Annotated in this window: 19 protein-coding genes and 2 riboswitches; of the genes, 9 read left to right on the top strand and 10 right to left on the bottom strand. The window is 70.1% G+C overall.

The window, feature by feature from the left end; all coding sequences use genetic code 11:
- Window positions 1-182 precede the first annotated feature (182 nt).
- The 6 genes from gcvP to MTE01_RS10515 all read right to left on the bottom strand — a co-directional run bounded on the left by gcvP (window position 183) and on the right by MTE01_RS10515 (window position 8,802).
- A complete protein-coding gene (gcvP, locus tag MTE01_RS10490; protein WP_246078237.1) occupies window positions 183-2,969 on the bottom strand; it encodes an aminomethyl-transferring glycine dehydrogenase in 2,787 nt (928 codons plus the stop codon).
- 89 nt (window positions 2,970-3,058) lie between these two features.
- On the bottom strand, window positions 3,059-3,433 hold the full coding sequence (gene gcvH, locus MTE01_RS10495; RefSeq protein WP_116240023.1) for a glycine cleavage system protein GcvH: 375 nt from the start codon (window positions 3,431-3,433) through the stop codon (window positions 3,059-3,061).
- Complete coding sequence (gene gcvT / locus MTE01_RS10500) at window positions 3,430-4,554, bottom strand: glycine cleavage system aminomethyltransferase GcvT (RefSeq protein WP_116240024.1); 1,125 nt, start codon at window positions 4,552-4,554, stop codon at window positions 3,430-3,432. Before gcvT ends, gcvH begins: the two co-directional genes overlap by 4 nt.
- Window positions 4,555-4,602: 48 nt before the next feature.
- A riboswitch (glycine riboswitch) is annotated at window positions 4,603-4,714 on the bottom strand.
- Window positions 4,715-4,809, bottom strand: a riboswitch (glycine riboswitch).
- Between the two features lie 538 nt (window positions 4,810-5,347).
- Window positions 5,348-7,177, bottom strand: coding sequence for an alpha/beta fold hydrolase (locus MTE01_RS10505; protein WP_141377365.1), 1,830 nt, complete (start codon window positions 7,175-7,177; stop codon window positions 5,348-5,350).
- Complete coding sequence (locus tag MTE01_RS10510) at window positions 7,174-7,470, bottom strand: hypothetical protein (RefSeq protein ID WP_141377367.1); 297 nt, start codon at window positions 7,468-7,470, stop codon at window positions 7,174-7,176. The genes MTE01_RS10505 and MTE01_RS10510 overlap by 4 nt, the downstream gene beginning before the upstream one ends.
- A 156-nt stretch (window positions 7,471-7,626) precedes the next feature.
- Window positions 7,627-8,802 carry a MarP family serine protease gene (locus tag MTE01_RS10515; RefSeq protein ID WP_103210920.1) on the bottom strand — a complete coding sequence of 392 codons (1,176 nt, stop codon included), beginning with the start codon at window positions 8,800-8,802 and terminating at the stop codon, window positions 7,627-7,629.
- A gap of 237 nt (window positions 8,803-9,039) precedes the next feature.
- Here MTE01_RS10515 and MTE01_RS10520 point away from each other — a divergent pair, with 237 nt between their 5' ends.
- The 6 genes from MTE01_RS10520 to MTE01_RS10545 are packed head-to-tail and all read left to right on the top strand — an operon-like array spanning window position 9,040 to window position 15,469.
- Complete coding sequence (locus MTE01_RS10520) at window positions 9,040-9,765, top strand: NUDIX hydrolase (protein ID WP_170210681.1); 726 nt, start codon at window positions 9,040-9,042, stop codon at window positions 9,763-9,765.
- 11 nt (window positions 9,766-9,776) lie between these two features.
- Entirely contained in the window at window positions 9,777-11,108 is a 1,332-nt protein-coding gene (gene nadA / locus MTE01_RS10525) for a quinolinate synthase NadA (RefSeq protein WP_141377369.1), read from the top strand.
- The gene (nadB, locus tag MTE01_RS10530; RefSeq protein WP_141377371.1) at window positions 11,105-12,598 is read left to right on the top strand and encodes an L-aspartate oxidase; all 1,494 of its coding nucleotides are present in this window, start codon (window positions 11,105-11,107) and stop codon (window positions 12,596-12,598) included. The genes nadA and nadB overlap by 4 nt, the downstream gene beginning before the upstream one ends.
- Window positions 12,592-13,449 carry a carboxylating nicotinate-nucleotide diphosphorylase gene (nadC, locus tag MTE01_RS10535; RefSeq protein ID WP_103210923.1) on the top strand — a complete coding sequence of 286 codons (858 nt, stop codon included), beginning with the start codon at window positions 12,592-12,594 and terminating at the stop codon, window positions 13,447-13,449. Before nadB ends, nadC begins: the two co-directional genes overlap by 7 nt.
- Window positions 13,446-14,576, top strand: a complete 1,131-nt coding sequence (locus tag MTE01_RS10540) for a cysteine desulfurase family protein (RefSeq protein WP_141377373.1) — start codon at window positions 13,446-13,448, stop codon at window positions 14,574-14,576. Before nadC ends, MTE01_RS10540 begins: the two co-directional genes overlap by 4 nt.
- Entirely contained in the window at window positions 14,573-15,469 is an 897-nt protein-coding gene (locus MTE01_RS10545) for a glycosyltransferase family 2 protein (RefSeq protein ID WP_141377375.1), read from the top strand. Before MTE01_RS10540 ends, MTE01_RS10545 begins: the two co-directional genes overlap by 4 nt.
- A 32-nt stretch (window positions 15,470-15,501) precedes the next feature.
- Here the strand turns inward: MTE01_RS10545 and MTE01_RS10550 are convergent, their stop codons facing one another.
- Window positions 15,502-17,442: an ABC transporter ATP-binding protein gene (locus tag MTE01_RS10550; RefSeq protein ID WP_246078226.1), complete on the bottom strand. Its 1,941-nt coding sequence runs from the start codon at window positions 17,440-17,442 to the stop codon at window positions 15,502-15,504.
- A 194-nt stretch (window positions 17,443-17,636) separates the two neighbouring features.
- Here MTE01_RS10550 and MTE01_RS10555 point away from each other — a divergent pair, with 194 nt between their 5' ends.
- Complete coding sequence (locus MTE01_RS10555) at window positions 17,637-19,121, top strand: MDR family MFS transporter (RefSeq protein ID WP_116240031.1); 1,485 nt, start codon at window positions 17,637-17,639, stop codon at window positions 19,119-19,121.
- A gap of 144 nt (window positions 19,122-19,265) precedes the next feature.
- Here the strand turns inward: MTE01_RS10555 and MTE01_RS17075 are convergent, their stop codons facing one another.
- Window positions 19,266-19,406, bottom strand: a complete 141-nt coding sequence (locus MTE01_RS17075) for a hypothetical protein (protein ID WP_170210682.1) — start codon at window positions 19,404-19,406, stop codon at window positions 19,266-19,268.
- 139 nt (window positions 19,407-19,545) lie between these two features.
- Here MTE01_RS17075 and MTE01_RS10560 point away from each other — a divergent pair, with 139 nt between their 5' ends.
- The gene (locus MTE01_RS10560; protein WP_116240032.1) at window positions 19,546-20,094 is read left to right on the top strand and encodes a type 1 glutamine amidotransferase domain-containing protein; all 549 of its coding nucleotides are present in this window, start codon (window positions 19,546-19,548) and stop codon (window positions 20,092-20,094) included.
- Window positions 20,095-20,261: 167 nt separating this feature from the next.
- On the opposite strand, the gene MTE01_RS10565 is transcribed toward MTE01_RS10560, so the two are convergent.
- Window positions 20,262-21,089, bottom strand: a complete 828-nt coding sequence (locus MTE01_RS10565; protein WP_116240033.1) for a DNA-formamidopyrimidine glycosylase family protein — start codon at window positions 21,087-21,089, stop codon at window positions 20,262-20,264.
- Between the two features lie 12 nt (window positions 21,090-21,101).
- On the bottom strand, window positions 21,102-22,508 hold the full coding sequence (locus tag MTE01_RS10570; protein WP_141377377.1) for a flotillin family protein: 1,407 nt from the start codon (window positions 22,506-22,508) through the stop codon (window positions 21,102-21,104).
- A gap of 172 nt (window positions 22,509-22,680) precedes the next feature.
- Between MTE01_RS10570 and MTE01_RS10575 the strand changes: the two genes are divergently transcribed.
- Entirely contained in the window at window positions 22,681-23,091 is a 411-nt protein-coding gene (locus MTE01_RS10575; protein ID WP_103210931.1) for a glucose-6-phosphate dehydrogenase, read from the top strand.
- Window position 23,092 lies beyond the last annotated feature (1 nt).

The raw sequence follows: 23,092 nt of genomic DNA on the forward strand, positions 1-23,092 counted from the left end.
CGGCTCTGTCCGCCGGGGCGATGTTTCGCGGGCCGCGAGGCTGCATCCCGCTGACAAACCTTCGTCACGCTGCAACGCACTTGTCGGCGGGATGCAGTCTCGCGAGATCAACGGGTCCGCGAAAGGAGCGAGACGAGCGCGGCGCCGAACCCCGGATGCCGGGAGTCGACGCCGCGCGCGGGTCAGGCGAACGCCTCCGGCGGCGGGCACGAGCAGACCAGGTTGCGGTCGCCGTAGGCCTGGTCGATGCGGCGCACGGGAGGCCAGTACTTGCCGCGGATCAGCGAGCGGACGGGGTACACGGCGGTCTCGCGAGAGTACGGGTGGTCCCACTCCCCCACGACCACGGTCTCCGCCGTGTGCGGAGCGTTCACGAGGGGGTTGTCGTCGGCGGGCCACTCGCCAGCCGCGACGGCGAGGGCCTCGTGCTTGATGGCGATCATGGCATCCACGAAGCGATCCAGCTCGGCGAGGTCCTCGCTCTCGGTGGGCTCGACCATCAGGGTGCCGGCGACCGGGAACGACATCGTGGGCGCGTGGAAGCCGTAGTCGATGAGGCGCTTGGCCACGTCGTCGACCGTGACACCCGTCTGCTCCCTGAGCGGACGCAGGTCGAGGATGCACTCGTGCGCGACCAGACCGCCCTCGCCCGCGTACAGCACCGGGTAGTGCTCGCGCAGGCGCGTGGCGATGTAGTTGGCCGAAAGCACCGCCGCGGCCGTGGCCTGGCGGAGCCCCTCGGCGCCCATCATGCGCACGTACGCCCATGAGATGGGCAGGATTCCGGCCGAGCCGTGCGGGGCAGCCGAGACCGGACCGCCGTCGAACGTCCCCCCGGCGTGGTCGGCGCGCTGCGAGAACGGGTGCGAGGGCAGGTACGGCGCGAGATGCGCTTTCGCCGCCACCGGACCGACACCGGGTCCGCCGCCGCCGTGCGGGATCGCGAACGTCTTGTGGAGGTTCAGGTGCGACACGTCGCCGCCCAAGTCGCCGAACCGAGCGAAGCCGAGCAGGGCGTTGAGGTTGGCACCGTCGACGTACACCTGTCCGCCGGCGTCGTGCACAGCCTGCGTGATCTCGAGCACATCGTGCTCGTACACCCCGTGCGTCGAAGGGTAGGTGATCATCAGGGCCGAGAGCGTCTCCGCGTGCTGGGCGATCTTCGCGCGCAGGTCGACGAGGTCGACGTTACCCGCCTCGTCGCAGGCGACGACGACGACCTTCATGCCCGCGAGGATCGCGGAGGCGGCGTTCGTGCCGTGGGCCGACGACGGGATGAGGCACACCGTGCGCTCGGTGTCGCCGTTCGCGAGGTGGTAGCCGCGGATCGCGAGCAAGCCCGCGAGCTCACCCTGCGAACCGGCATTCGGCTGCAGCGACACCGCATCGTAGCCGGTCACCTCGGCGAGCCAGCGCTCGAGCTGGTCGATCATCTCGAGGTAGCCGTGCACGTCGGCCTCGGGCGCGAACGGGTGCACGCGCGAGAACTCCGGCCACGACACCGCCGCCATCTCGGTGGCCGCGTTGAGCTTCATCGTGCACGAGCCCAGCGGGATCATGCCGCGGTCGAGCGCGTAGTCGCGATCGGCGAGCGACTTGAGGTAGCGCATCATCGCCGTCTCGCTGTGGTGCGTGTGGAAGACGGGGTGGGTGAGGTACTCGTCGTCACGGTGAAGGGCGCCGTCGACGCCGCGCAGCGCTTCGCCCACGGGCAGCTCGCCGCCGGCCAGACCGAAAGCGTTCAGCACGGCCGAGATGTCGGCATCCGTCGTCGTCTCATCCACCGAGACGCCCACCGTCGCATCGTCGACCCAGAGCAGCTGATATCCCCCCTCGCGGGCGCGGTCGACCACGTCCTGCGCGCGCCCGGGAACGAGCACGCGAACGGTGTCGAAGAACGCGTCGCTCCCGAGGGTCAGGTCGTACGAGCGGAGAGCGGATGCCAGGGCATCGGCCTTCTGCGCGACCCGCGTCGCGATCGCTCGGAGGCCGTCGGGTCCGTGGTAAACGGCGTACATCGCGGCCATGACGGCGAGGAGCACCTGGGCGGTGCAGATGTTCGAGGTCGCCTTCTCGCGGCGGATGTGCTGCTCGCGCGTCTGCAGCGAGAGGCGGTAGGCGGGGGCGCCGACGGCATCCTGGGACACTCCGACGAGACGGCCCGGCAGCTGACGCTCGAGGCCCGCCCGCACGGCCATGTAACCGGCGTGGGGGCCGCCGAAGCCGAGCGGCACACCGAAGCGCTGGGTCGTGCCGACCGCGACATCGGCGCCGAGAGCGCCCGGTGAGCGCAGCAGGGTGAGCGCGAGCAGGTCGGCCGCGGCGACGACGAGACCGCCCTTCGCGTGCACCGTCTCGGCGACGGTCGAGAAGTCCCAGACGCGTCCTGTCGCGCCCGGGTACTGCACGAAGGCGCCGAACGCCTCGGGCAGCTCGCCCGCGAACGCGGTCTCTTCGATGCGGATGCCGACGGCCGCGGCACGGTGGTGCAGCAGGGCCTTGGTCTGCGGCAGGGCGTCGACGTCGACGAGGAAGACATCGGTCTTCGCCTTCGAGGCGCGACGGGCCACGAGCATTCCCTCGACGACCGCGGTGGACTCGTCGAGCATCGAGGCGTTCGCGGTGGCGAGGCCCGTCAGATCGGTGACCATCGTCTGGAAGTTGATGAGCGCCTCGAGCCGGCCCTGCGAGATCTCGGGCTGGTACGGCGTGTAGGCCGTGTACCAGGACGGGTTCTCGAGCACGTTCCGCGCGATCACCGACGGGGTGAACGTGTCGTAGTAGCCGAGGCCGATCAGCGGCCGCGCCGAGCGGTTCGCGGTGGCGAGCTCGCGGAGCTCTGCGAGCGCCTCGGCCTCGGTCGCCGCGGGCGGGATCGAGCTGGTCGCACGGGGCTGGACGTGGATGGATGCCGGCACGGCGGTCTCGACGAGCGCCTCGACGCTGTCGTAGCCGACGGTCTCGAGCATGCGGGCCTGGGCCGCCGCGTCGACGCCGATGTGGCGGTCGACGAACACCGCGGGCGTTCCCGCGTCGGTGCGCGGAGGAAGAAGAGTGCTCACGCGGTGAGCTCCTCGTAGGCGGCACGGTCGAGCAGGTCGGCGGGGAGCTCGCCGTCGACGCGGATCTTGATGAGCCAGCCTCCGTCGAAGGGCTCGGCGTTGACCAGGGAGGGGTCGTCGACGACCGCGTCGTTCACCTCGACGACGGTGCCGCTCAGGGGCGCGTAGAGCTCGCCGACCGACTTGGTCGACTCGATCTCGCCGCAGACGTCGCCTGCGGTGACCGCGGAGTCGGCGCCGGGGAGCTCGACGAAGACGACGTCGCCGAGCTTGTCGGCGGCGAAGTCGGTGATGCCGACCGTCGCGATGTCGCCGTCGAGGGCGATCCACTCGTGCTCGGACGTGTAGCTGAGGGCGGTGAGGTCGGTCATGCGTTTCTCCGATAGAAGGGAAGGGCGGTGACGGTCGCGGGGATGCGGGTCCCGCGCACGTCGATAGTCAGTTCGGTTCCGGGTTCGGATGCCGCGGGGGCGACGAAAGCCATCGCGACGGGGTGGCCGAGGGTGGGGCTAAGGGCCCCGCTGGTGATTTCGCCGACGGTCTCGTCCCCGTGCAGCACGGCGTAGCCGGCGCGACCCGCGCGACGCCCCGCAGAGACGAGACCGACGAGCACGGGGGCGTCGGCGGGGCCCGAGGACAGCCCGTCTTTCCCGACGAACGCCTCTTTGTCGGCGGCGACGACGCGACCGAGGCCCGCCTGGGCGGGGACGATGTCGCGCGAGAGCTCGTGACCGTACAGCGGCATGCCCGCCTCGAGGCGGAGAGTGTCACGCGCAGCGAGGCCACACGGCACGAGACCGTGAGCAGCGCCCGCGGCGAGCGCGGCGTCCCACAGCGCGGCGGCCTGCGCGGTGGGGATCATGAGTTCGTATCCGTCTTCGCCGGTGTAGCCGGTGCGGGCGACGAACAGCGGTGCGCCCTCGAACGTCCCCTCGGTCCAGGCGTAGTAGCCGAGCTCGTCGAGAGCGGTGCCGGTGATCTGCACCCCCGGGGTGGAGCTCAGGATGCCGCGCGCCTCGGGCCCCTGAAGAGCGATGAGGGCGTAGTCGTCGGTGACGTCGTCGACGAGCGGCGCCTCGGGGAACGTGCGCCGCGCCAGATCGAAGGCCGAGGCCACGGCATCCCGATTACCGGCATTGGAGATGACGAGGAAGCTCTGCTCCCCCGTGCGGTAGACGATGACGTCGTCGACGATGCCGCCGCTCTCGGCGAGCACCAGCGAGTACTTCGCCTTACCGATCTTCATGGTCGACAGTCGCCCGGCGAGCACGTAGTCGAGGAACGCGGGCGCGGCCTCACCCTCGACGCGGAACTCCGCCATGTGCGAGATGTCGAACAGCCCCGCGGCCGTGCGCACCGCGTGGTGCTCGGCGAGGTCGGAGGTGTAGCGCACGGGCATGTTCCAGCCGCCGAAGTCGGTGAACGAGGCGCCGAGGGCCTCGTGTCGATCGTTCAGCGGCGACGTGCGCGGTGGAGCGGGGGTTTCGGTCATGAGTTCTGCCGTTCGCGATGACGGACAGACGTCGGACGACGCCTGGAGAACTCCCCCTCTGTCATGGACCTGAGAGTTTCACCCGTGCGGTCGAATCGAGCGCGGGCTTTCACCGTCGGCGGACCCGGGACGGTGCATCCGGGTCTCTTTCCAGAGTGGCCCGATCGACGCGGTACGCGTACCTGAGAGATTGGCGGGGAGGCTTGCTCCTTCGGTGTCCGGCTGCGTTCGCCGGAGCTCTCCCGCATCGATCATGGGGCCGGTGTGGACTTGTGGGGTCAGCCTAGCGGAGCTCGGGCGCGGGACGTGCGATGTTCAGCCGTTGTCCTGCTTGCGGAGCTCATCGGCATCGCCGGATGCGCAAAGCGATTCGCCGGCTATGAAGTAGTTGCCAGGTCCTGTGGAGAAGGTAAGCCCCTCGACGGGTCCGCCGCTTCCGTAAACCACGTATGCGGGACTTTCCACGAGACGCACGTCCATACCTAAAGACCGCCAGTAGTCGGCCACCGCCCGTGCATCTGCTTCGTGATGGCCCTCAGGGGCCGGAGCACCGTATGTGAACGAGTAGTTCGCTCGCATCCCGGCCCGCGCCCCGCAGTCTCCAACCTCTGGCGCGTGGCTCCGAGACCACCCCGCGACATCGAGCTGGGCCGCACTGGCCTCTATCGTGCTGACGAGTGCGTTTCGCGCTTCGTCTGGACTCATCTCCGCCTCCTTTGACGTGCCGCATGCCGAGACAACGAGCAGCACACTCGACAGCAGGAGCGCTAGCGATACTCGCTGCGCGCGCGAGCTATAACCCTCTGCCATGTGTCAATCCTTCGATGAGTGCTTTCTGGAGGGGCGTTGGGCCGGGCGCAACGTATGGCGAAACCCCGTCGCCTTGTCCCGTCGTCGCGAGCACCACGTTTCTCAGCGACTCGGTGCGCGTATCAAGGTAACCGTTCCCGCTCGATGTGAGCACGCCGTGATCCGTTACCGGTTCGAGGCCTGCGCCTCCCGCAACACTGAAATCATGAGAGCCGAAACCAGGGCTCACCGGGTCCACAGGGTGCAGTGGGGATAGACGTCCCGTCCACGCCCACTGGTCGCCGCCCGCGGGGTCGACGGCCCACACATCTTGCGCCTGCCCCGAGAAGACAGCCTCCGCGTGCAGGTCGGTCGCCGAGTCGATCTCTGGCGGGAGCCCGGCTGAACCCAGAGTGACGTACGAGTCCACATGCACGTCGTCACGGGTCAGCGCGATAGATGAAGTGGTCGTCCCGTAGGAGTGGGCTACCACGTTCACTTGCGCCCCCGGATGCAGAACCTCGAGGGCAGAGAGGTCACGGGCGAGGTTGTCCGCGCCTCTCTCTGCGAAAGCGGTGCCCATGACGTCGAAACCGCCCTCGATGATGGGCACGGGAGGCGTCTGATATCCCACCCACGCCACCACTGCGTGTGCTCTCCCCGGATCCATCTGGTCCTGGAGATCGGCGAGGTTTTGGGAGGCGCGCGTCCAGTTCCCCATCCCCTCGGTCGTGGTTCCCATGCCGGGCACCGCGTACGTGATGTTGTCCGCGGTGTCGAGATCGCCGATGGATATCGCGGCGAGAGGGGGCGAGTCCCCCGTGAGAGTGATGAGGTGCCGAGGGGCGCCGCCGGCAGGTGGCGTCAGCGACGACTGGATGTTCTCAAGACCCTCCACCCGAGAACGCGCACGATCGAGCCGCTCGGCATACGCCTCGGCGGCGGCCTGTCCCCCGACGATCTCGCCGTATGTCGGTGGCTTCTCCGCCTCGGCCAGCGCTGCGCGCGCGTCTGCGAGCTGGTCCTCGAGCCAGATGCGGTTCGCCTCGTCGCGAGCGGCGTAGGCGACTCCCCCGAGGCTGCCGATGATCGCCGGGGCGGCGTGGATGAGCGCGTTTTTCTGCGCCGCGTCCAGGTGCGCCCACCACGGTGCGACGGCCGCCGGCTCTGCCCGGGCGAGAATCCCGGCGAGGTTCGGGCGGGCCCGCAGAAGAGCGGCCAGACTCCCGGCGTCCGCGCCGGCGAGAGCGTCGAGCACCTGGCCGGGATTCGCACAACCCGTCAGGAGAGCCGCCCACTCGTCGGCGCCCAGGCCGGGCACGGCGATGGCGGCGCGAAGCACGGCAGCCGCCCTTTGCGCGGCATCGCGGAGTGCCGCACGCGCATCCGCGAGGACCACCCTGGCCTCTGCTCGCGGTCCGGAGCCCAGGAACGCTCGTCGGTCCGGCCCGAGCCAACCGGTGGGCGTGGCGGGTGGCTCTTGGAAAGCCGCAGCGTCGAGCGCGTCGGCTCGGTCCCACAGGTCGACGGCGTCTCCGGCCCTTGCCCGTGCAGCGTCGATCGCGGCGGCGACGTCTTCGAGTGCCGATCCACCGCGCCGGAAGGCGGCCGCCATGGCGGACCAGCCGGACGCCACAGCCCCGACACGCGTCCCGTAGGCGTCGGCCGCTTCGCCGGTCCAGTCCGCGACCGCCTGCATCGTCCGGAGCGCTGCCCCGACCTCGTCGGCGTTCTGCTCACGCACCCGCCACGCGGAGATCGCCCGATACAGAGCGGCGACATCGCCGGGGATGAGGGCGGATGGGTCTCGCGTATCACCGAGTTCGGCAGTCACTCGATGACCCACCCCTCGACGGCGCCCAGCGCTCGAACGTCGGCCTGGGCGCTGGCGTCCAGGCTCTCGAACATGTCCGCGACCTCGCGTAGCCCCGCCGCGAGCGCCTGGACACCGCGGCGACGTTCGGCGGTGCAGTCGTTCATGCACCCGACGAACTCCGCCAGGGCGAGGTTCAGGTCGGGCTGGTCGGCGACGGAGAAGCCCCAGACATCGGGCTCACCGGGCACGACATCGACCATCTTCGCCGCCACCCGCCGCACCTCATCGACGGATATCGAGATGTCCCCCATGCGCAGGAGCATAGACAGATGACGCAGCGACACGGGGCGCCAGAGGGAAATTTCACCCGCCCCACGGCCGACGGCCCTCGTCGCCGGCGGGGCAGAGAGCGCTCGCCGAAGCGGGCGGCGCATTGGCCTCCCCACCGCCCGAGGCGCGGAGGCGGCTCAGCCGCGCGTGCAGTTCCCGGACGCCACGGGCGCCGACAACGAGCCCATCTGCGCCATCACCGGTTCCAGCTCAGTCGGGGTCATCGCATAGCCGACGTCGTCGTCGGTGTCGGAGCGGGCGAACACGATACCCGCGACCTGACCCGAGGTGGTCAGCAGCGGACCGCCCGAGTTGCCCGGGCGCACGATGCCGGCCAGCGCGTAGATGTCGCGCGGAGCCCGCGAATCGTCGTAGATGTCGGGGACCGGAACCGTGCCCTCCGAGAGGATCTGCGCGCTCCCCGAGGTGAACGGCCCTCCACCCGGGTAGCCCTGGACGACGGCGGGCGCGCCCACGGCGAGGGTCTGCGCGATCGGCAGAGCCGCGGCATCCAATTGATCGACCGAGATGACGGCGATGTCGTCGATCGGGTCGAAGTAGACGACGCGGCCTTCGCGGGCCGGACGCCCGGGGAGCTCCACGAGCGGAGTATCGACCCCCGCGACGACGTGCGCGTTGGTGACGACGCGGTTCTCGGCCACGACGAAGCCCGAGCCGCTCGAAGTGATGCCGCACGCATACGCGGTGCCCGAGATCCGGGCGACCGACTGCGCGGCCTGGGTGAGAGCGGGGTCGTCGAGGGCGATGCTCGGGGTCGTGGGAACCGGACCGATCTGGATGAGCTCGCCCAGACGAGGGATGCCGTCGGCGAAGATCGTTCCTCGCAGGTCGGCGAGCGCACCGCGCACGGGAGCGGGCGTGAGGTCGTCGATCGTGCGCACCACGGCCGAGGAGCCGAGTGCGGCGGAGACGACGGGGACTCCCACCGGGGTGAGTGAGCCGGCGACGAACGAGATCGTGAGGGCGGCGGCCGCGACGTTGACGACCCCGCCGAGGAGGCGCTCGGGGACGCGCAGCTTGATGCGGTCGGCACCACGACGGAAGAAGCCGCCCACGGCACTGCCGAGACCCGAGCCGATCACGAGGAGCGCGATCCCGGCGCCGATCATGGCGGGTCCGCGCCACGCGAGGTCGGTGACCCACTGACCGACGAACGGCAGCGCCCAGTACGCGGCGACGGCACCGAGCGCGAGGCCCGCGAAGAAGCCGACGGTGGCGAGAAAGCCCCGGGACAGACCCACGGCGAGTGCGACCGCCAGAAGGGCGATCAGGGCGATGTCGACGATCGGCATCCGACCTCCTGTGTTCGCTTCGAGGCTAGGACGCCCGTCTGAGAGAACCCTTTCGACGCGCGGGCCGAGCCGGCCGCCGCGCATCCGCGGCGCGCACCGGTTCGAGGCGCGTCCGACGTTCGGGGCGGTGATTTCACGCCCCGCACCGCACGATCCGCCCCGATCCAGACGGGCTCGTCTGGAATTCGCCCTTCGAGTCGGAATGACACTAAGATCTGTTCCGGAGATATGGTCACCATGACAAGAACCCCTCACCCCGAGTCCCGCGATGCCGGCGTGCGCGTCGCGGTGTCGACCGTGATCTTCAGCGTCCGACGCGACGAACACGACGAGCCCGTCCTGTCGCTCCCCCTGGTCCGCCGCACGCGCGACCCGTTCGATGGACGGTGGGCCCTGCCCGGCGGCTGGCTCGATGCGACCGAAGAGCTCGACACCGCGGCATCCCGCACCCTCGCCGAGACGACGGGCCTCACCCCCAGCTATCTCGAGCAGCTCTACGCCTTCGGGGCCGTGGACCGCTCGCCCACGCGCGTGGTGTCGATCGTGTACTGGGCTCTGCTGCGCTCCGACGAGGTCGACGCGCAGGTCGCCGCCCACGCGCGAGAGGGCGACGCGCCCGAGAACGTGGAGTGGTTCGACGCGAACGATCTCCCGCCGCTGGCGTTCGACCACAACGACATCGTCGAGTACACGCTCTGGCGCCTGCGCAACAAGGTCGGCTACAGCCGCATCGCGCACGGGCTGCTCCCCGACGAGTTCACCCTCGCCGATCTGCGCGAGGTGAACGAGACGATCCTGGGCAAGCGCCTGGATCCGGCGAACTTCCGCCGCCAGGTCGACACCTCCGACACGCTCATCCCGACCGAGCGCTTCCGCACCGGAAGCCATCGCCCCGCTCGCCTGTACCGCTACAACCGCGATGTGGAGCTCGCCGACCGCGGCCCGCTCCCGTCCCGTCACTGATCGGAACGCCCATGTCCGCCACACCCCTCACCCTGCAGCCCCGTCCCGCGATCGACCCCAGCGTCGACCACGCAATCCAGGCGATCGTCGCCGGCGCCTCCACCGACGCCACCTGCACCACCGACCTCGCGGTCGGGCCCTGGGACTTCGACACACGCCCCGGCTACGGCCCCGGCTCATCGATGGGCGACGTCATCCCCACCGGCGCCCCGCGCCAGGGCGAGTTGCCGCAGCGGTACCGCGACGCCTCCGACGACGACCTCGACGCCCGCATCCGTGCGGCGAAAGAGACGCTGGGCGACCGGGTCGTGGTGCTGGGGCACTTCTACCAGCGCGAAGAGGTCGTGCGCCACGCCGACTACGTGGGCGACTCCTTCCAGCTCGCGAACGCCGCGAAGGACCGCCCCGAGGCCGAGGCCATCGTGTTCTGCGGCGTGCACTTCATGGCCGAGACCGCCGACCTGCTCTCGCACCCCGAGCAGGCCGTGATCCTCCCGAACCTCGCGGCGGGCTGCTCCATGGCCGACATGGCCGACATCGACCAGATCGAAGAGTGCTGGGAGCAGCTCGCGGACGTGCTGGGCGATCTCGAGACCCCGGATGCCGAGGGCCTGGTTCCCGTGATCCCGGTGACCTACATGAATTCCAGCGCCGCCATCAAGGGTTTCGTGGGCCGCCACGGCGGAATCGTCTGCACCTCGTCCAATGCCCGCACGGTGCTCGAGTGGGCGTTCGCGCGCGGACGCCGGGTGCTCTTCTTCCCCGATCAGCACCTGGGCCGGAACACCGCCAAGGCAATGGGCGTGCCCCTCGAGCAGATGCCGATGTGGAACCCGAGGAAACCCCTCGGCGGCTCCTCCGACGCCGAGATCGTCGAGAGCCGCGTGATCCTGTGGCACGGATTCTGCTCGGTGCACCGCCGCTTCACGGTCGACCAGATCGACAGGGCTCGCGCCGATCACCCCGGCGTCCGCGTGATCGTGCACCCGGAATGCCCGATGGACGTGGTCGATGCCGCCGACGAGGCAGGCTCGACAGACATCATCCGCAAGGCGATCGCAGCGGCGACCGAGCCGACGACCTTCGCGATCGGCACGGAGATCAACCTCGTGCAGCGCCTCGCCGCCCAGTACCCCCAGCACGAGATCTTCTGTCTCGACCCCGTCGTCTGCCCGTGCTCGACGATGTATCGAATCCACCCGGGTTACCTCGCGTGGGTGCTCGAGTCGCTCGTCGACGGCACCGTCGTCAACCGCATCACGGTACCGGCCGATGTCGCCGAGCCCGCCACCGTCGCGCTCGAGCGCATGCTCGCCGCGAAGCCGAACGGCGCGGTGAAGTGACCGCCGTCGTCGTGGTGGGCAGCGGCATCGCCGGTCTCACGGCGGCGCTGCACGCTTCCGAGAACGGATGCCGTGTCACGGTCGTGACCAAGGGCGCCCTGCCCGACACGAACACGCGCTGGGCGCAGGGCGGGATCGCCGCCGTGACCAGCGCGGCCGACACGGTGGCTTCGCACGCGGCCGACACGATCACCGCCGGCGCGGGACTGAACGATCCCGCCGCCGTCGACGTCCTGGTCGGCGATGGCCCGGAGCGCATCGCCGAACTCCTGGCACGCGGAGTCGTCTTCGACCGCGCTGCCGATGGCGACTTCTCCCGGGGCCTCGAGGCCGCTCATGCGGTCCCCCGCGTGCTGCACGCCGGAGGCGACGCGACAGGTGCCGCGATCCAGGCTGCTCTCGGCGCGTCCGTGCGCGCCGCGGGGATCGAGGTGCGCGAGCACGCCCTCCTCCGCGATGTGGTGGTCATGGACGGCCGCATCAGCGGCATCGAGCTCGATGGCGGGGAGCGCCTCGACGCCGACGCGGTGATCCTGGCCACCGGGGGCGCGGGACAGCTTTACGCCCACACCACCAACCCCCTCGGCGCGACAGGCGACGGAGTCGCCGCGGCTCTTCGCGCGGGGGCGGCTGTCGACGACCTGGAGTTCGTGCAGTTCCACCCCACTGCGCTGGCCGACGGCATCCCGTTCCTGGTCTCGGAGGCCGTCCGCGGAGAGGGCGCCGTCCTGATCGACGATGCCGGTCGACGGTTCGTCTTCGACTCCCACCCCGACGGCGAACTCGCTCCGCGTGACGTCGTCGCTCGCGCGAACGCCCGCGCGATGGCCGCGCAGGGCGGTCGCCCCGTCCGGCTGGATGCCACCGCCATCGGCCGCGAACGACTCGCCCAGCGCTTTCCCACGATCGACGCAGCGGTGCACGAGCGCGGGCTCGATTGGGGCCGCGATCCGATCCCCGTGACCCCGGCGGCGCACTACCTCATGGGCGGCATCGTCACCGACCTCGACGGACGCACCACGCTGCCCGGACTGTACGCGGTCGGCGAGACGGCCCGCACCGGCGTGCACGGGGCGAACCGTCTGGCATCCAATTCGCTTCTCGAAGGAGCGGTGTTCGGAGCGCGCGCCGGGGATGCCGTGGCCCGCGGCGACGCCTGGCCGGCGTTCTCGGCGCGCACCGTTCGGTGTCTCGACGTCGCCCCCGCGGTGGACGCTCCCCCGTTCTCTCGTCGCGCCCTGCAGCAACTCATGTGGGCCGAGGCGGGGCTCGAACGGGAGGCGACGGGTCTGCGCCGCGCGGCCGCCGTGCTCGCCGCCTGGAACGCCGAGCCCGCACCGCGCAGCATCGAGGAAGCGAACCTCCTCCTCCTCGCCACGCACGTGGTCACCGCAGCTCTTGCCCGCACGACCTCGGTGGGCGCGCACTTCCGCTCCGACGCCGAGTCCTCGGCATCCCGTCTCGATCTCCAGGAGGTCCTCGCATGCTGACCCGCGCCACGATCGACCGCGTCGTCTCGGCCGCCCTCGACGAGGACGCCCCGTGGGGCGACCTCACCAGCGAGACGTTGATTCCCGAGCACGCCACCGCGCGCGCCGAGCTCGTGGCACGCGTCGAGGGGGTGTTCAGCGGCTCGGCGGTGTTCGTCGCCGCGTTCACCCTCACCGACCCCTCGATCACCGTCGAGCTGCAGATCACCGACGGCGCGCGGTTCACCCCCGGCGACACGCTCGCCGTGGTCACGGGACCGGCGCGAGGTGTGCTCACGGCCGAGCGCATCGGCCTCAACTTCGTGCAGCGTATGTCGGGGATCGCGACCCTCACCAGCCGCTATGTCGCCGAGGTCGCCCACACCGGCGCGCGGATCGTCGACACACGCAAGACCACGCCGGGCCTGCGCGCGATCGAACGCCAGGCCGTCCGCGACGGCGGCGGCCACAATCACCGCTTCTCGCTGTCGGATGCCGTCATGGCCAAGGACAACCACCTCGCGGTGCTGACCGCCAGTGGGCTCTCGGTGACGCAGGCGCTCGAGAGCGCCATCGCCCGACTCCCTCACACCACGCACGTCGAGGTCGAGGTGGACCGGCTCGAGCAGATCGACGCGGTGCTCGCCGCCGGCGTCGGAACGATCATGCTCGACAACTTCTCGATCGACGACTTGCGCACGGGCGTCGCTCGCATCGCCGGGGCCGCCCAGGTCGAGGCTTCGGGCGGCGTGACGCTCGACACCGTGCGGGCGATCGCCGAGACCGGGGTCGACGTCATCTCGGTCGGCGCGCTCACGCACTCGGCCTCCGCCCTCGATCTGGGCCTCGACATCCGCATCGAGACGGCGTGAGTCTCTACCTCGACAACGCCGCCACCACCCCCGTGCGCCCCGAGGTGCGCGAGGCGATGGCGCCCTACCTCACGCGGTTCTTCGGCAATCCGTCGAGCCATCACGAGGTGGGCGAGGCCGCGGCATCCGCCCTCGACGAGGCTCGCGCGCGGGTCGCCGCCGTCCTCGGGTTCCGCGCCGGCGACGTGGTCTTCACCTCCGGCGGCACCGAGTCCAACAACGCGGCGATCAAGGGAATCGTGCTGGGGTCGGGTCGTCGACATCTCGTCACGACGGCGATCGAACACGAGTCGGTGCTGGCCTCCGCGGACTACCTGTCACGCCTGCACGGGGTGCGCGTGACCCACGCTCGGGTCGACGACACCGGCACTCTGACGCCCGAAGCGCTCGCCGGCGTGCTGTGCGACGACACGGGGCTCGTCAGCGTGGGCTACGCCAACAACGAGATCGGAACGGTTCAGGACGCCGCCGCCCTCGCGGCCGTCGCTCACCAACGCGGGATTCCCCTCCATCTCGACGCCGTCCAGGCCGCCGGGTGGCTTCCCCTGGCGGGACTCGGAGCGGATGCCGTGACGGTCGCCGGCCACAAGATCGGCGCCCCGAAGGGCACCGGGATCCTGGCCGTGCGCGGGCGCCTGCCGTTCGAGCCGCTGCTGCACGGGGGCGGGCAGGAGCGCGGCCGACGCTCCGGCACCCCCGACGTCGCGGGGGCGGTGGCGATCGCCACCGCCCTGACGCTCGCCGAAGCGGAACGGGCGGCCGATGCGGCCCGGGTCGAGACCCTGCGCGATGCCTTCATCAGACGGGTGCTCGCAACGGTGCCCGGCGCACGCCTCACCGGTCACCCGCAGCGCCGGCTTCCCGGGACCGCCAGCTTCGTCTTTCCGGGAACGAACGGCGAGACCGTCCTGCTCGAGCTGGAGCGTCACGGGGTTGTCTCATCGAGTGGCTCGGCGTGCGCGGCGGGCAGTGACGAGGCCTCGCACGTGCTCCTCGCCGTGGGGCTCTCGCCCGACGAGGCACGCACGGCCGTGCGTTTCTCCCTCCCGCATGGACTGACGGGTTCTCTCGACGCCGTCGCAGATGCGGTCGCCGACGCCGTATCCGCCGTAGGCTCGCGCGGGTGAGTTCCACTCCCGTCACCGTCATCGTCCCCGGATACGACGTCGCCGCCTTCGCGGAGGAGGCCCTGGACTCCCTGCGCGCACAGACGCACCGGCACTGGACGGCGGTCCTCGTCGACGACGCCTCCATCGACGACACCACCCGCATCTTCGCCGACGCCGCTGCCTCCGATCCCCGTTTCCGACTCGAGCGGCATGAAGAGCAGCGCGGGCTGGGCGCCGCCCGCAACACCGGCCTGTCACGCGTCAACACCCCGTACGTCGCCTTCCTCGACGCCGACGACCGCTTCCGCCCCGACGCACTCACGCGCCTCGCCGACACTCTCGATCGAACCGGCAGCGACTTCGCCGTCGGCGCGTACGTCCGTCTGCGACCGGATGCCGACACCCCGGGGTACACGGCCGGCGACGTGCAACCGTGGGTCACGGCATCCACTTCTCCCGCCCGCGAGCGCACGACGATCGCGGAGCATCCCGCGGCCTCGGGGAACATCGTGGCGTGGTCGAAGATGAGCCGCACGCGGTTCTGGAACACGCACGGCCTGCGCTTTCCCGAGGGGCGCTACTACGAGGACCAGGTCCTCACGCAGCGTATGTACACGGCGGCCACGGCGTTCGACGTCATCCCCGACGTCGTCGTCGACTGGCGCCAGCGCCGCGAGGGCGGGTCGATCACCCAGCGTCTCGGCGAGCTCGACGTGCTGCGCGACTACCTCGACGCCCTCGGCGAAGGCATCGCGGTGCTCCGCGAGGCCGGCGCCGACGCGGCGGTGCAGGAGCGCGGAGCCCTCATCCGCACCCTCGATCTCCCGCCGCTGCAGCTGATCGCCGAGACGCACCCCGACCCCGCGTACCGCATCGCGCTCGACGCGTTCCTGGAGACGCTTCCCGGCTGAGCGGTCGCACCGGTCTCAGCAGCCTCCGTCGCCTAGGCGGGGGCCTCGTCGGCGCGGCGAGCGGGGAGCGCTGCGCGCGCGAGACCGGCAGAGTCGTGTTCTTCTTCGGCCAGGACGAACGAGGCGGCGAGCTGCTCGGCGGCGAGGCTCGAATACAGGCCACCCGCGGCCAGCAGTTCGGAGTGGGTGCCCGATTCGACGATGCGGCCGGCATCCACCACGTGGATCTGGTCAGCGCCGATCACCGTCGACAGGCGATGCGCGATCGAAAGGGTCGTGCGCCCGTGCGACGCGGTCTCGAGAGCCTCTTGCACGATGCGCTCCGACACGGTGTCGAGGGCGCTCGTCGCTTCGTCGAGGAGAAGCACCGGTGGGTCTTTCAGCAGGACGCGCGCGATCGCGATGCGCTGCTTCTCTCCGCCCGAGAGTCGATAGCCGCGTTCGCCGACAATGGTGTCGTATCCCGCCTCGAACGAGTCGATGACGTGGTGGATGTTGGCCGCACGGCAGGCGGCCTCGATTTCGTCGTCGGTGGCGTCGGGCCGGGCGTACCGCAGATTCTCGCGCACGGTCGCGTGGAAGAGGTAGGTCTCTTGCGAGACGATGCCGATCTCGTCGATGATCGACGCCCGCTCGAGGGAGCGAACGTCGGCACCCGAGAACATCACCGCTCCCCCGGTTGCTTCGTACATCCGGGGCGTGAGGTAGAGGATCGTCGTCTTACCGGCGCCCGAGGGACCGACGAAGGCGACGTGCTGACCCGGATCGACGGTGAACGAGACGCCGTCGAGGGTCGGCCGCGCCTGCTCCGGCGCATCGGGGTAGCGGAACTCGACGTCGCGGAACTCGATACGCCCCACCGGACCGGGGGCCGCCGAGACGGGCAGGGCGTCGGCGTCGTCGACAATCGCCGGACGCAGGTCGAGGTACTCGAAGATGCGGGCGAACAAAGCCGACGAGGTCTGCACGTCGAGGGCGACGCGCATGAGCCCCATCAGCGGCATGAGCAACCGCGCCTGCACCGTGGTGAAGGCGACGATCGTGCCGGCCGTGATCGCTCCCACGCCGCCGCCGATGAGGTACCCGGCGACCAGGTAGATGACCGCCGGAACGCTCGACATGATCACCTGGACGACGGCGAAGAAGCCTTGACCGCTCATGGCACGCCGCACCTGCAGGCGCACCTGGTTGTCGTTCTCGGCGTCGAAGCGCGCGGACTCGGTGCGCTGACGGTTGAACGACTTCGACAGCAGGATGCCCGAGACGCTGAGCGTCTCTTGCGTGATCGCCGACAGCTCCGACAGCGACTCCTGCGTCTCACCGGCGATGCGCGCACGCACCTGGCCCACGCGCCGCTGCACGAACAGCAGGAACGGCATGAGCGCGACGGCGATGAGGGTCAGACGCCAGTCGATGAGGATCATCGCCACGAGGGATGCGATGACCGTGACGGCGTTGCCGAGGATGCTCGTCACCGTATTGGTCAGGACCCCCGAGACGCCCCCCACGTCGTTCTGGAGGCGGGACTGGATGACGCCCGTCTTCGTGCGCGTGAAGAAGCCGAGCTCCATGTTCTGAAGGTGGTCGAACAGACGCGTCCGCAGGTCGCCCGTGACCCGGTTCCCCACGGTCGCGGTAAGCCAGGTCTGCCCGACGTTGAGTGCCGCAGAGACGAGGAAGAGGCCGATCATGACGCTCACGAGGAACGCGAGGAGCCGCAGGTCGGGCGGCGACCCGTCGATGGGGAAGAGCGCGTCGTCGAAGATGCGCTGCACGAGCAGAGGCGGGATCACGGCCACCGCCGCGCCCACCACCACGAGGAGCGCCGTGAAGGCGATACGACCGCGGTAGGGCCGGAACAGGTCGATGACGCGGCGCCCGAGGTTCTGCACGGGCGGAGCCTGGGCGTTGCGACGACGCTGTACGTCCGCGTCGACGCCGCGGAACATGCTCCCGCCCATCCCCATGCTCATGCTCGTCAGCCTACGTCCGACCGCCGACACCGAGCGCCGGGCCGGCGATGTCGGATGCCCTCGATAGGGTCGCTAACGAACGACCTTTGATCGGTTGTCTCGATATCGGAATATCCGAGTCCGCGCACCCGTTGTGACCGTCGCAGTCGCCCACCGTGGCGCCACGAAGCCCCCCGCACGTAAAGGACCTCGTCATGGCCGCCACCGGCACCATCCCCGTCTCTCCGGAGAGCACCGCTTCCTCGCCGTCGCACCGCTCCGGCCCCGTCATCGCTCTGCTTGTCGTCGCCGCGTTCGTCGTCATCCTCAACGAGACCACCATGTCCGTCGCCCTGCCGGCGATCATGGCGGACTTCGGAGTGAGCGCCGCGACCGGCCAATGGCTCACCTCGGCGTTCCTGTTGACGATGGCTGTCGTCATCCCCCTGACCGGCTTCCTCCTCGAACGCTTTCCCATCCGCGTCGTCTTCTTCAGCGCGATGGGCGTCTTCGCGCTCGGCACCCTCGTCGCCGCGCTCGCGCCCGCGTTCGGGGTCCTGCTCGCGGGCCGCATCGTCCAGGCGATGGGTACGGGCGTGATGATGCCGTTGCTGTTCACGACGGTTCTGAACCTCGTTCCGGCGAACAAGCGCGGCCGCGTGATGGGCGTCGTCACCATCGTCATCGCCGTCGCACCCGCCGTGGGGCCGACGGTATCCGGGCTCATCCTGTCGGCGCTCACCTGGCACGCGATCTTCTGGCTCATCCTCCCCATCGCGCTGGTGTCCATCGCTCTCGGAGCGCGCTGGGTCCGCAACGTCACCCAGACGCGCCCTGACGCGCGCTTCGACGTCCTCTCGGTCGTCCTGTCGGCGGTCGGCTTCGGCGGCCTCGTCTACGGTCTCAGCGCCATCGGCGAATCGGCCTCCGGGCACGCGTCCGTGCCGGTGTGGATCCCGCTCGTCGTCGGCGTGGTCTTCGTCGCCGTGTTCGTCGTCCGTCAGCTCCGTCTGCAGCGCTCCGACTCCGCTCTGCTCGACCTGCGCGTCTTCCAGAGCCCGTCGTTCCGACTCGCCGTGCCCCTGGTGGCGATCGTGATGGCCGCGTTGTTCGGCTCGCTCATCCTCCTGCCCATCTTCCTGCAGCAGGCGCTCGGCCTCAGCAGCCTCACCGTCGGTCTCATGCTGCTCCCGGGCGGCGTGCTCATGGGCGTCATGGCCCCGATCGTCGGGCGCCTCTTCGACCGCTTCGGGCCTACCCCGCTCGTCATCCCGGGCATGTTGATCGCGGCCGCGGTCCTGTGGACGATGGCGCTGACCTTCGGCCAGGGCACCCCCATCTGGTGGATCGTCACGGTGTACCTCGCCCTGAACCTGGGACTGGGCCTCGTGTTCACGCCGCTCATGACGTCCGCGCTCGGCTCGCTCCCCCGCCGTCTCTATTCTCACGGCAGCGCCGTGGTGGGTACGGCGCAGCAGGTCGCCGGGGCCGCCGGCACGGCCGGTTTCGTGGCCATCATGACGGTCTTCTCGAGCGCCGCTCTCGCCGGTGGCGTCGATCAGGCCGGTGCCGTCGCATCGGGCGTGCACGCGTCGTTCGTCGTCGGCGCGGTGATCGCCACCGCAGCCGTCGTTCTCGCGTGCTTCGTCCGCAAGCCCGCGGAGGGCGAAGAAACGGACGCTCCCGTCAGCGCCCACTGATCCCCGTCGAGGCGGGCGCGGCCCTGCGGTCGCGCTCGCCCGGCCGCGCGGACCGTGTGCAGCTAGACCTCGCGAGGAGTCTTACTCACTGCGAGGTCCGGTGGTGCGGGAGAACGTCGCGACTGGTCGCGCGCCGACGCGGACTCAGAGAGAGCAGGAACCGCCGCCGCAGCACTGCGACGCGGACGGCTTCTCGCCGTTCTCGGTCTCGACAGCGGGGGCGTTCAGCAGGGCGATCAGCGGCTTCGACGAAGCGGCCGTGTCAGACGTGGTGTCAGCAGACATGCGCTCCATGCTACGCCTGCGCGTGAGGGCCCGGGCCGGGGGTATCCGCTAACGCTGCGTCGCGGCATCCGCAACCCCCGCCCCTCCCCTCGCGGGGCTTTCTACCGTGGAGACCCCGACCGAGAAAGAAGGGCTTTCCATGACTGATCTGAACGGCAAGCGCATCGCGTTCCTGCTCACCGACGGTTTCGAGGACAGCGAGCTCACCAGCCCATGGGATGCTGTGACCTCCGCCGGCGCCGAGGCCGTCCTCGTCTCGCCGAGCGAGGGCAGCATCACCGGAGAGAAGGGCCACGAGCAGAAGGTCGACCTCTCCGTCTCGAGTGCCTCCGCGGGCGACTTCGACGCCCTCGTCCTCCCCGGCGGCGTGCAGAACGCCGACGACATCCGCATCGTGAAGGACGCCGTGTCGTTCACCCGTGACTTCTTCGATCAGCACAAGCCGGTCGCCGTCATCTGCCACGGCGGGTGGATCCTCACCGAGGCCGACGTGCTGAAGGGCCGCACACTCACGAGCTACCCGACGCTGCAGACCGACCTGCGGAACGCGGGTGCGACGTGGGTCGACGAAGAGGTGCACGTCGACCAGGGTCTGGTCTCGAGCCGGAACCCCGACGACCTCCCCGCGTTCAACGCGAAGCTGGTCGAAGAGGTCGCGGAGGGGAAGCACTCCGGTCAGACCGCCTGAGCCCGCTTTCGACGAAGGCCCCGGACCACGGTTCGGGGCCTTCGTCGTCGGCCCCGGCGCGCGGGTCGCGATGTGTGGGGTCGCATCGCGCGGTACGACGCCGACCGGAGCGACAGCTCGCGACCCTCCCGCCCGACGGCTGCACCCCGAGGGCACCGACACCAGGGTCAGTCCCCCGCCGGCAGCGTCTGACACGAGGGACACCACTGCCCGCCGCCCTTCGTTCCGGGGATGTCTTCGATCACTCCGGCGCAGTCCGGACACGGTTCGCCCGTGCGCCCGTGCACGCGCATCGACGCGACCTTCGCCGCCTTCTGCTCCGCGATCGGCACCCCGCGTCGGGCGAGGACAGCGGCCGTCAGGGTGTCGTGCAACGCGTGGTGGAGCCGTGTGATGTCGTCCTCGCTCAGCGCCGCAGCGTGCGCCGTCGGTGCCAGCCGCGCCGCGAACAGGATCTCGTCCGAATACGCGTTCCCGATCCCGGCGAGCGTCTCCTGTTCCTGCAGGAGCGCCTTGAGCTGCTTGCGCCGACGCCCCAGTGCCTCGGCGAGCATCTCTCTCGAGTAGCTCGGATCCGCGGCATCCGGTCCGAGCTTCGCGATCGAAGGCACCTCTTCGGCCGCATCGACGACGTGCAGCTGCACCGAGAGCCACTCGCCCGCATCGATGATGCCCAGGATGCCGTCGTCGAAGGCGATACGCGCGATCACGGCTGCGGCCGGCACCGCCTCGTCGTCCGTCGCGGCCGAGGGGCTCCACGTCGCCCAGCCGGCCCGGCCGAAGCCGAGCCCCAGATGCACGCCGTCGAGATCGAGGTCGATGTGTTTCCCGTGGCGCGAGACCGCGGTCACCGTGCGACCGACGATCTCGTCGAGCGGACGCGCGCGGGTCTTGAGCGCGCGTCCCTCGACGAGTTCGACGCCCGTGACCGCACGGCCGCGCAGTCGCTCGCTCAGGAAATGCGCGAGCGCCTCGACCTCGGGTGCCTCAGGCACGGGTCATCGCGATCAGGACTCCGACGACGCCGGGGGCGCGGTCGGTGCCGGGTACGAGCTCGTCGAGCCGGGCTGACTCGACTGCTGCGCCTGGGCGAACGAGTCCGCCACGACACGACCCTGGATGATCTGGGTGAGGTCGATCCCGGTCGCCGCGCGCACGGCCTCGAACGACGAGCGCAGGCCCGTTGCCGACTCCGCCGCGAGGTGACCGCTCGCGCCCTCGCCACCGAGGACGGTGATGTTGCCGACGCGGTCGTACCCCTTGGCGAATTCGGCCATCATCGGCACGAGGGCTTCGAGGGCACGTTGCGCGAGCAGTGCTTCCTGATTGTGCGAGAGGGCCTCGGCCTCGGCACGGATCGCCTCGGCGCGCGCCTCACCGGCGAGACGGACGGCCTGAGCATCGGCCTCGGCCCGCACGCGCACGGCGGCCGCTTCCTGCTCGGCGATCTCGGCACGGGCCTGGGCCGCCTTGATCTGCGCGTACGCCTCGGCGTCGGCGTCTTTCTGACGCTGGTACAGGTCGGCGTCCGCGACGCGCGACACCTCGGACTCCAGGCGGGCCTGGGTGTTCTGCGCTTCCTGCTGCAGCACGGCCTGTCGACGCTCGGCGCGGGTCAGCGCCTCGGCCTGCTCGGCCTCGGCGTTGGCGCGACCGACCTCGGCCTTCGCCGCCGCGCTGTTCTTGTCGAGCTTCGTCTGCTCGATGAGGTTCGCCTCGTCGGTGGCGATCTGTCGCGCGCGGATCTCGCGGACCGCGTTGATGCGCGCCACCTCTGCCTCGCGCTTGACGCGCTCGACCTCGGTCGCACCCAGGGCCGAGATGTAGCCGTTGCTGTCGGTGACGCCTTGGATCTGGAAAGAGTCCAGAATCAGCCCCTGCGACGACAGGTCGCCCTTGATGCCCTCGGCGATCTGGTCCGAAAGTCGCTGTCGATCGCGCATCAATTCTTCCACGGTCAGGGTCGCGACGACGCCGCGCAAGGCTCCTTCGAGCTGCTCGGTCGTGAACTGCTCGATCGCTTTGTCCTGGGAGGCGAAACGCTCGGCCGCGCGACGCACCTGTTCGGGGTCGGAGCCGATCTTCACCAGGGCCACGCCGCTGACGTTGACCGTGACGCCGTTCGACGACTGAGCCGTGGGCTCCATCTTGATCTGACGCGCGCGCAGCGAGATCATCTCGCCGCGCTGCGTCAGCGGATTCACGATGGCGCCGCCGCCGGTGATGACGGTGATGCGCGAGGACCCCCCGTCTGCCCCTCTCTGCCGCTTTCCGACGATGACCAGTGCTTCGTCGGCCTTGGCGACGCGGTACCACCCGCGTATCAAGCCCGCGATGATCAAGAGGACGACGACGACAACGACGAGTGCGATGACCACGACGATGCCGATCGCCCCCAGAGCAGCAAATTCCATGGTTCTCCTTCGACAGGCGCCGCGAACCGCGGCGCGGGGGAATTCCCTCCAACCTATCCGGGGGCCTGCGGGCGCTGTCCAGCCCCTGTGCGCACGGTTCCGGTCGCCGCCGGGGTGGGGAGGAGCGTACCGTTGAGAGTGGGCGGCCCGAACCGCCCCAGAAGGGTCCCCCATGAAGATCGTTTCGTCGCAGGACTGGCGAGATGCCATCCGCTTCGATGCTCCCGTGCTCGTCGCCGAGGTCGTTCCGGGAGAAGCCACCCGCTGCGTGGCCTGCGGCACCGACGGGCCGCTCTACGAGCGCACAGAGCTGTGGGCGGTCAAGCACCGCCACCCCAAGCATCACGGCGGGTTCGTCCGCTTCTACTGCGAGGTTCACAAGCCGGCCGCTCCCCCGCCGCCGCCCGCCCCGACGATCGAGGCGCGCCGCGCCCGCGCCGCATCAGCGCCCAAGGAACGTCGCGCCCCGAGCCTGAAGCCCACCCCGATCACCGATCGCCCGACGCGCGCGATGTGCCCCGATTGCTTCGTCGAGGTCTCGGCCGGCGGCGACTGCGGAATGTGCGGCGCCCAGGTCGTCTGAT

The organism is Microbacterium testaceum (assembly GCF_006539145.1).
Lineage (GTDB): Bacteria > Actinomycetota > Actinomycetes > Actinomycetales > Microbacteriaceae > Microbacterium > Microbacterium testaceum.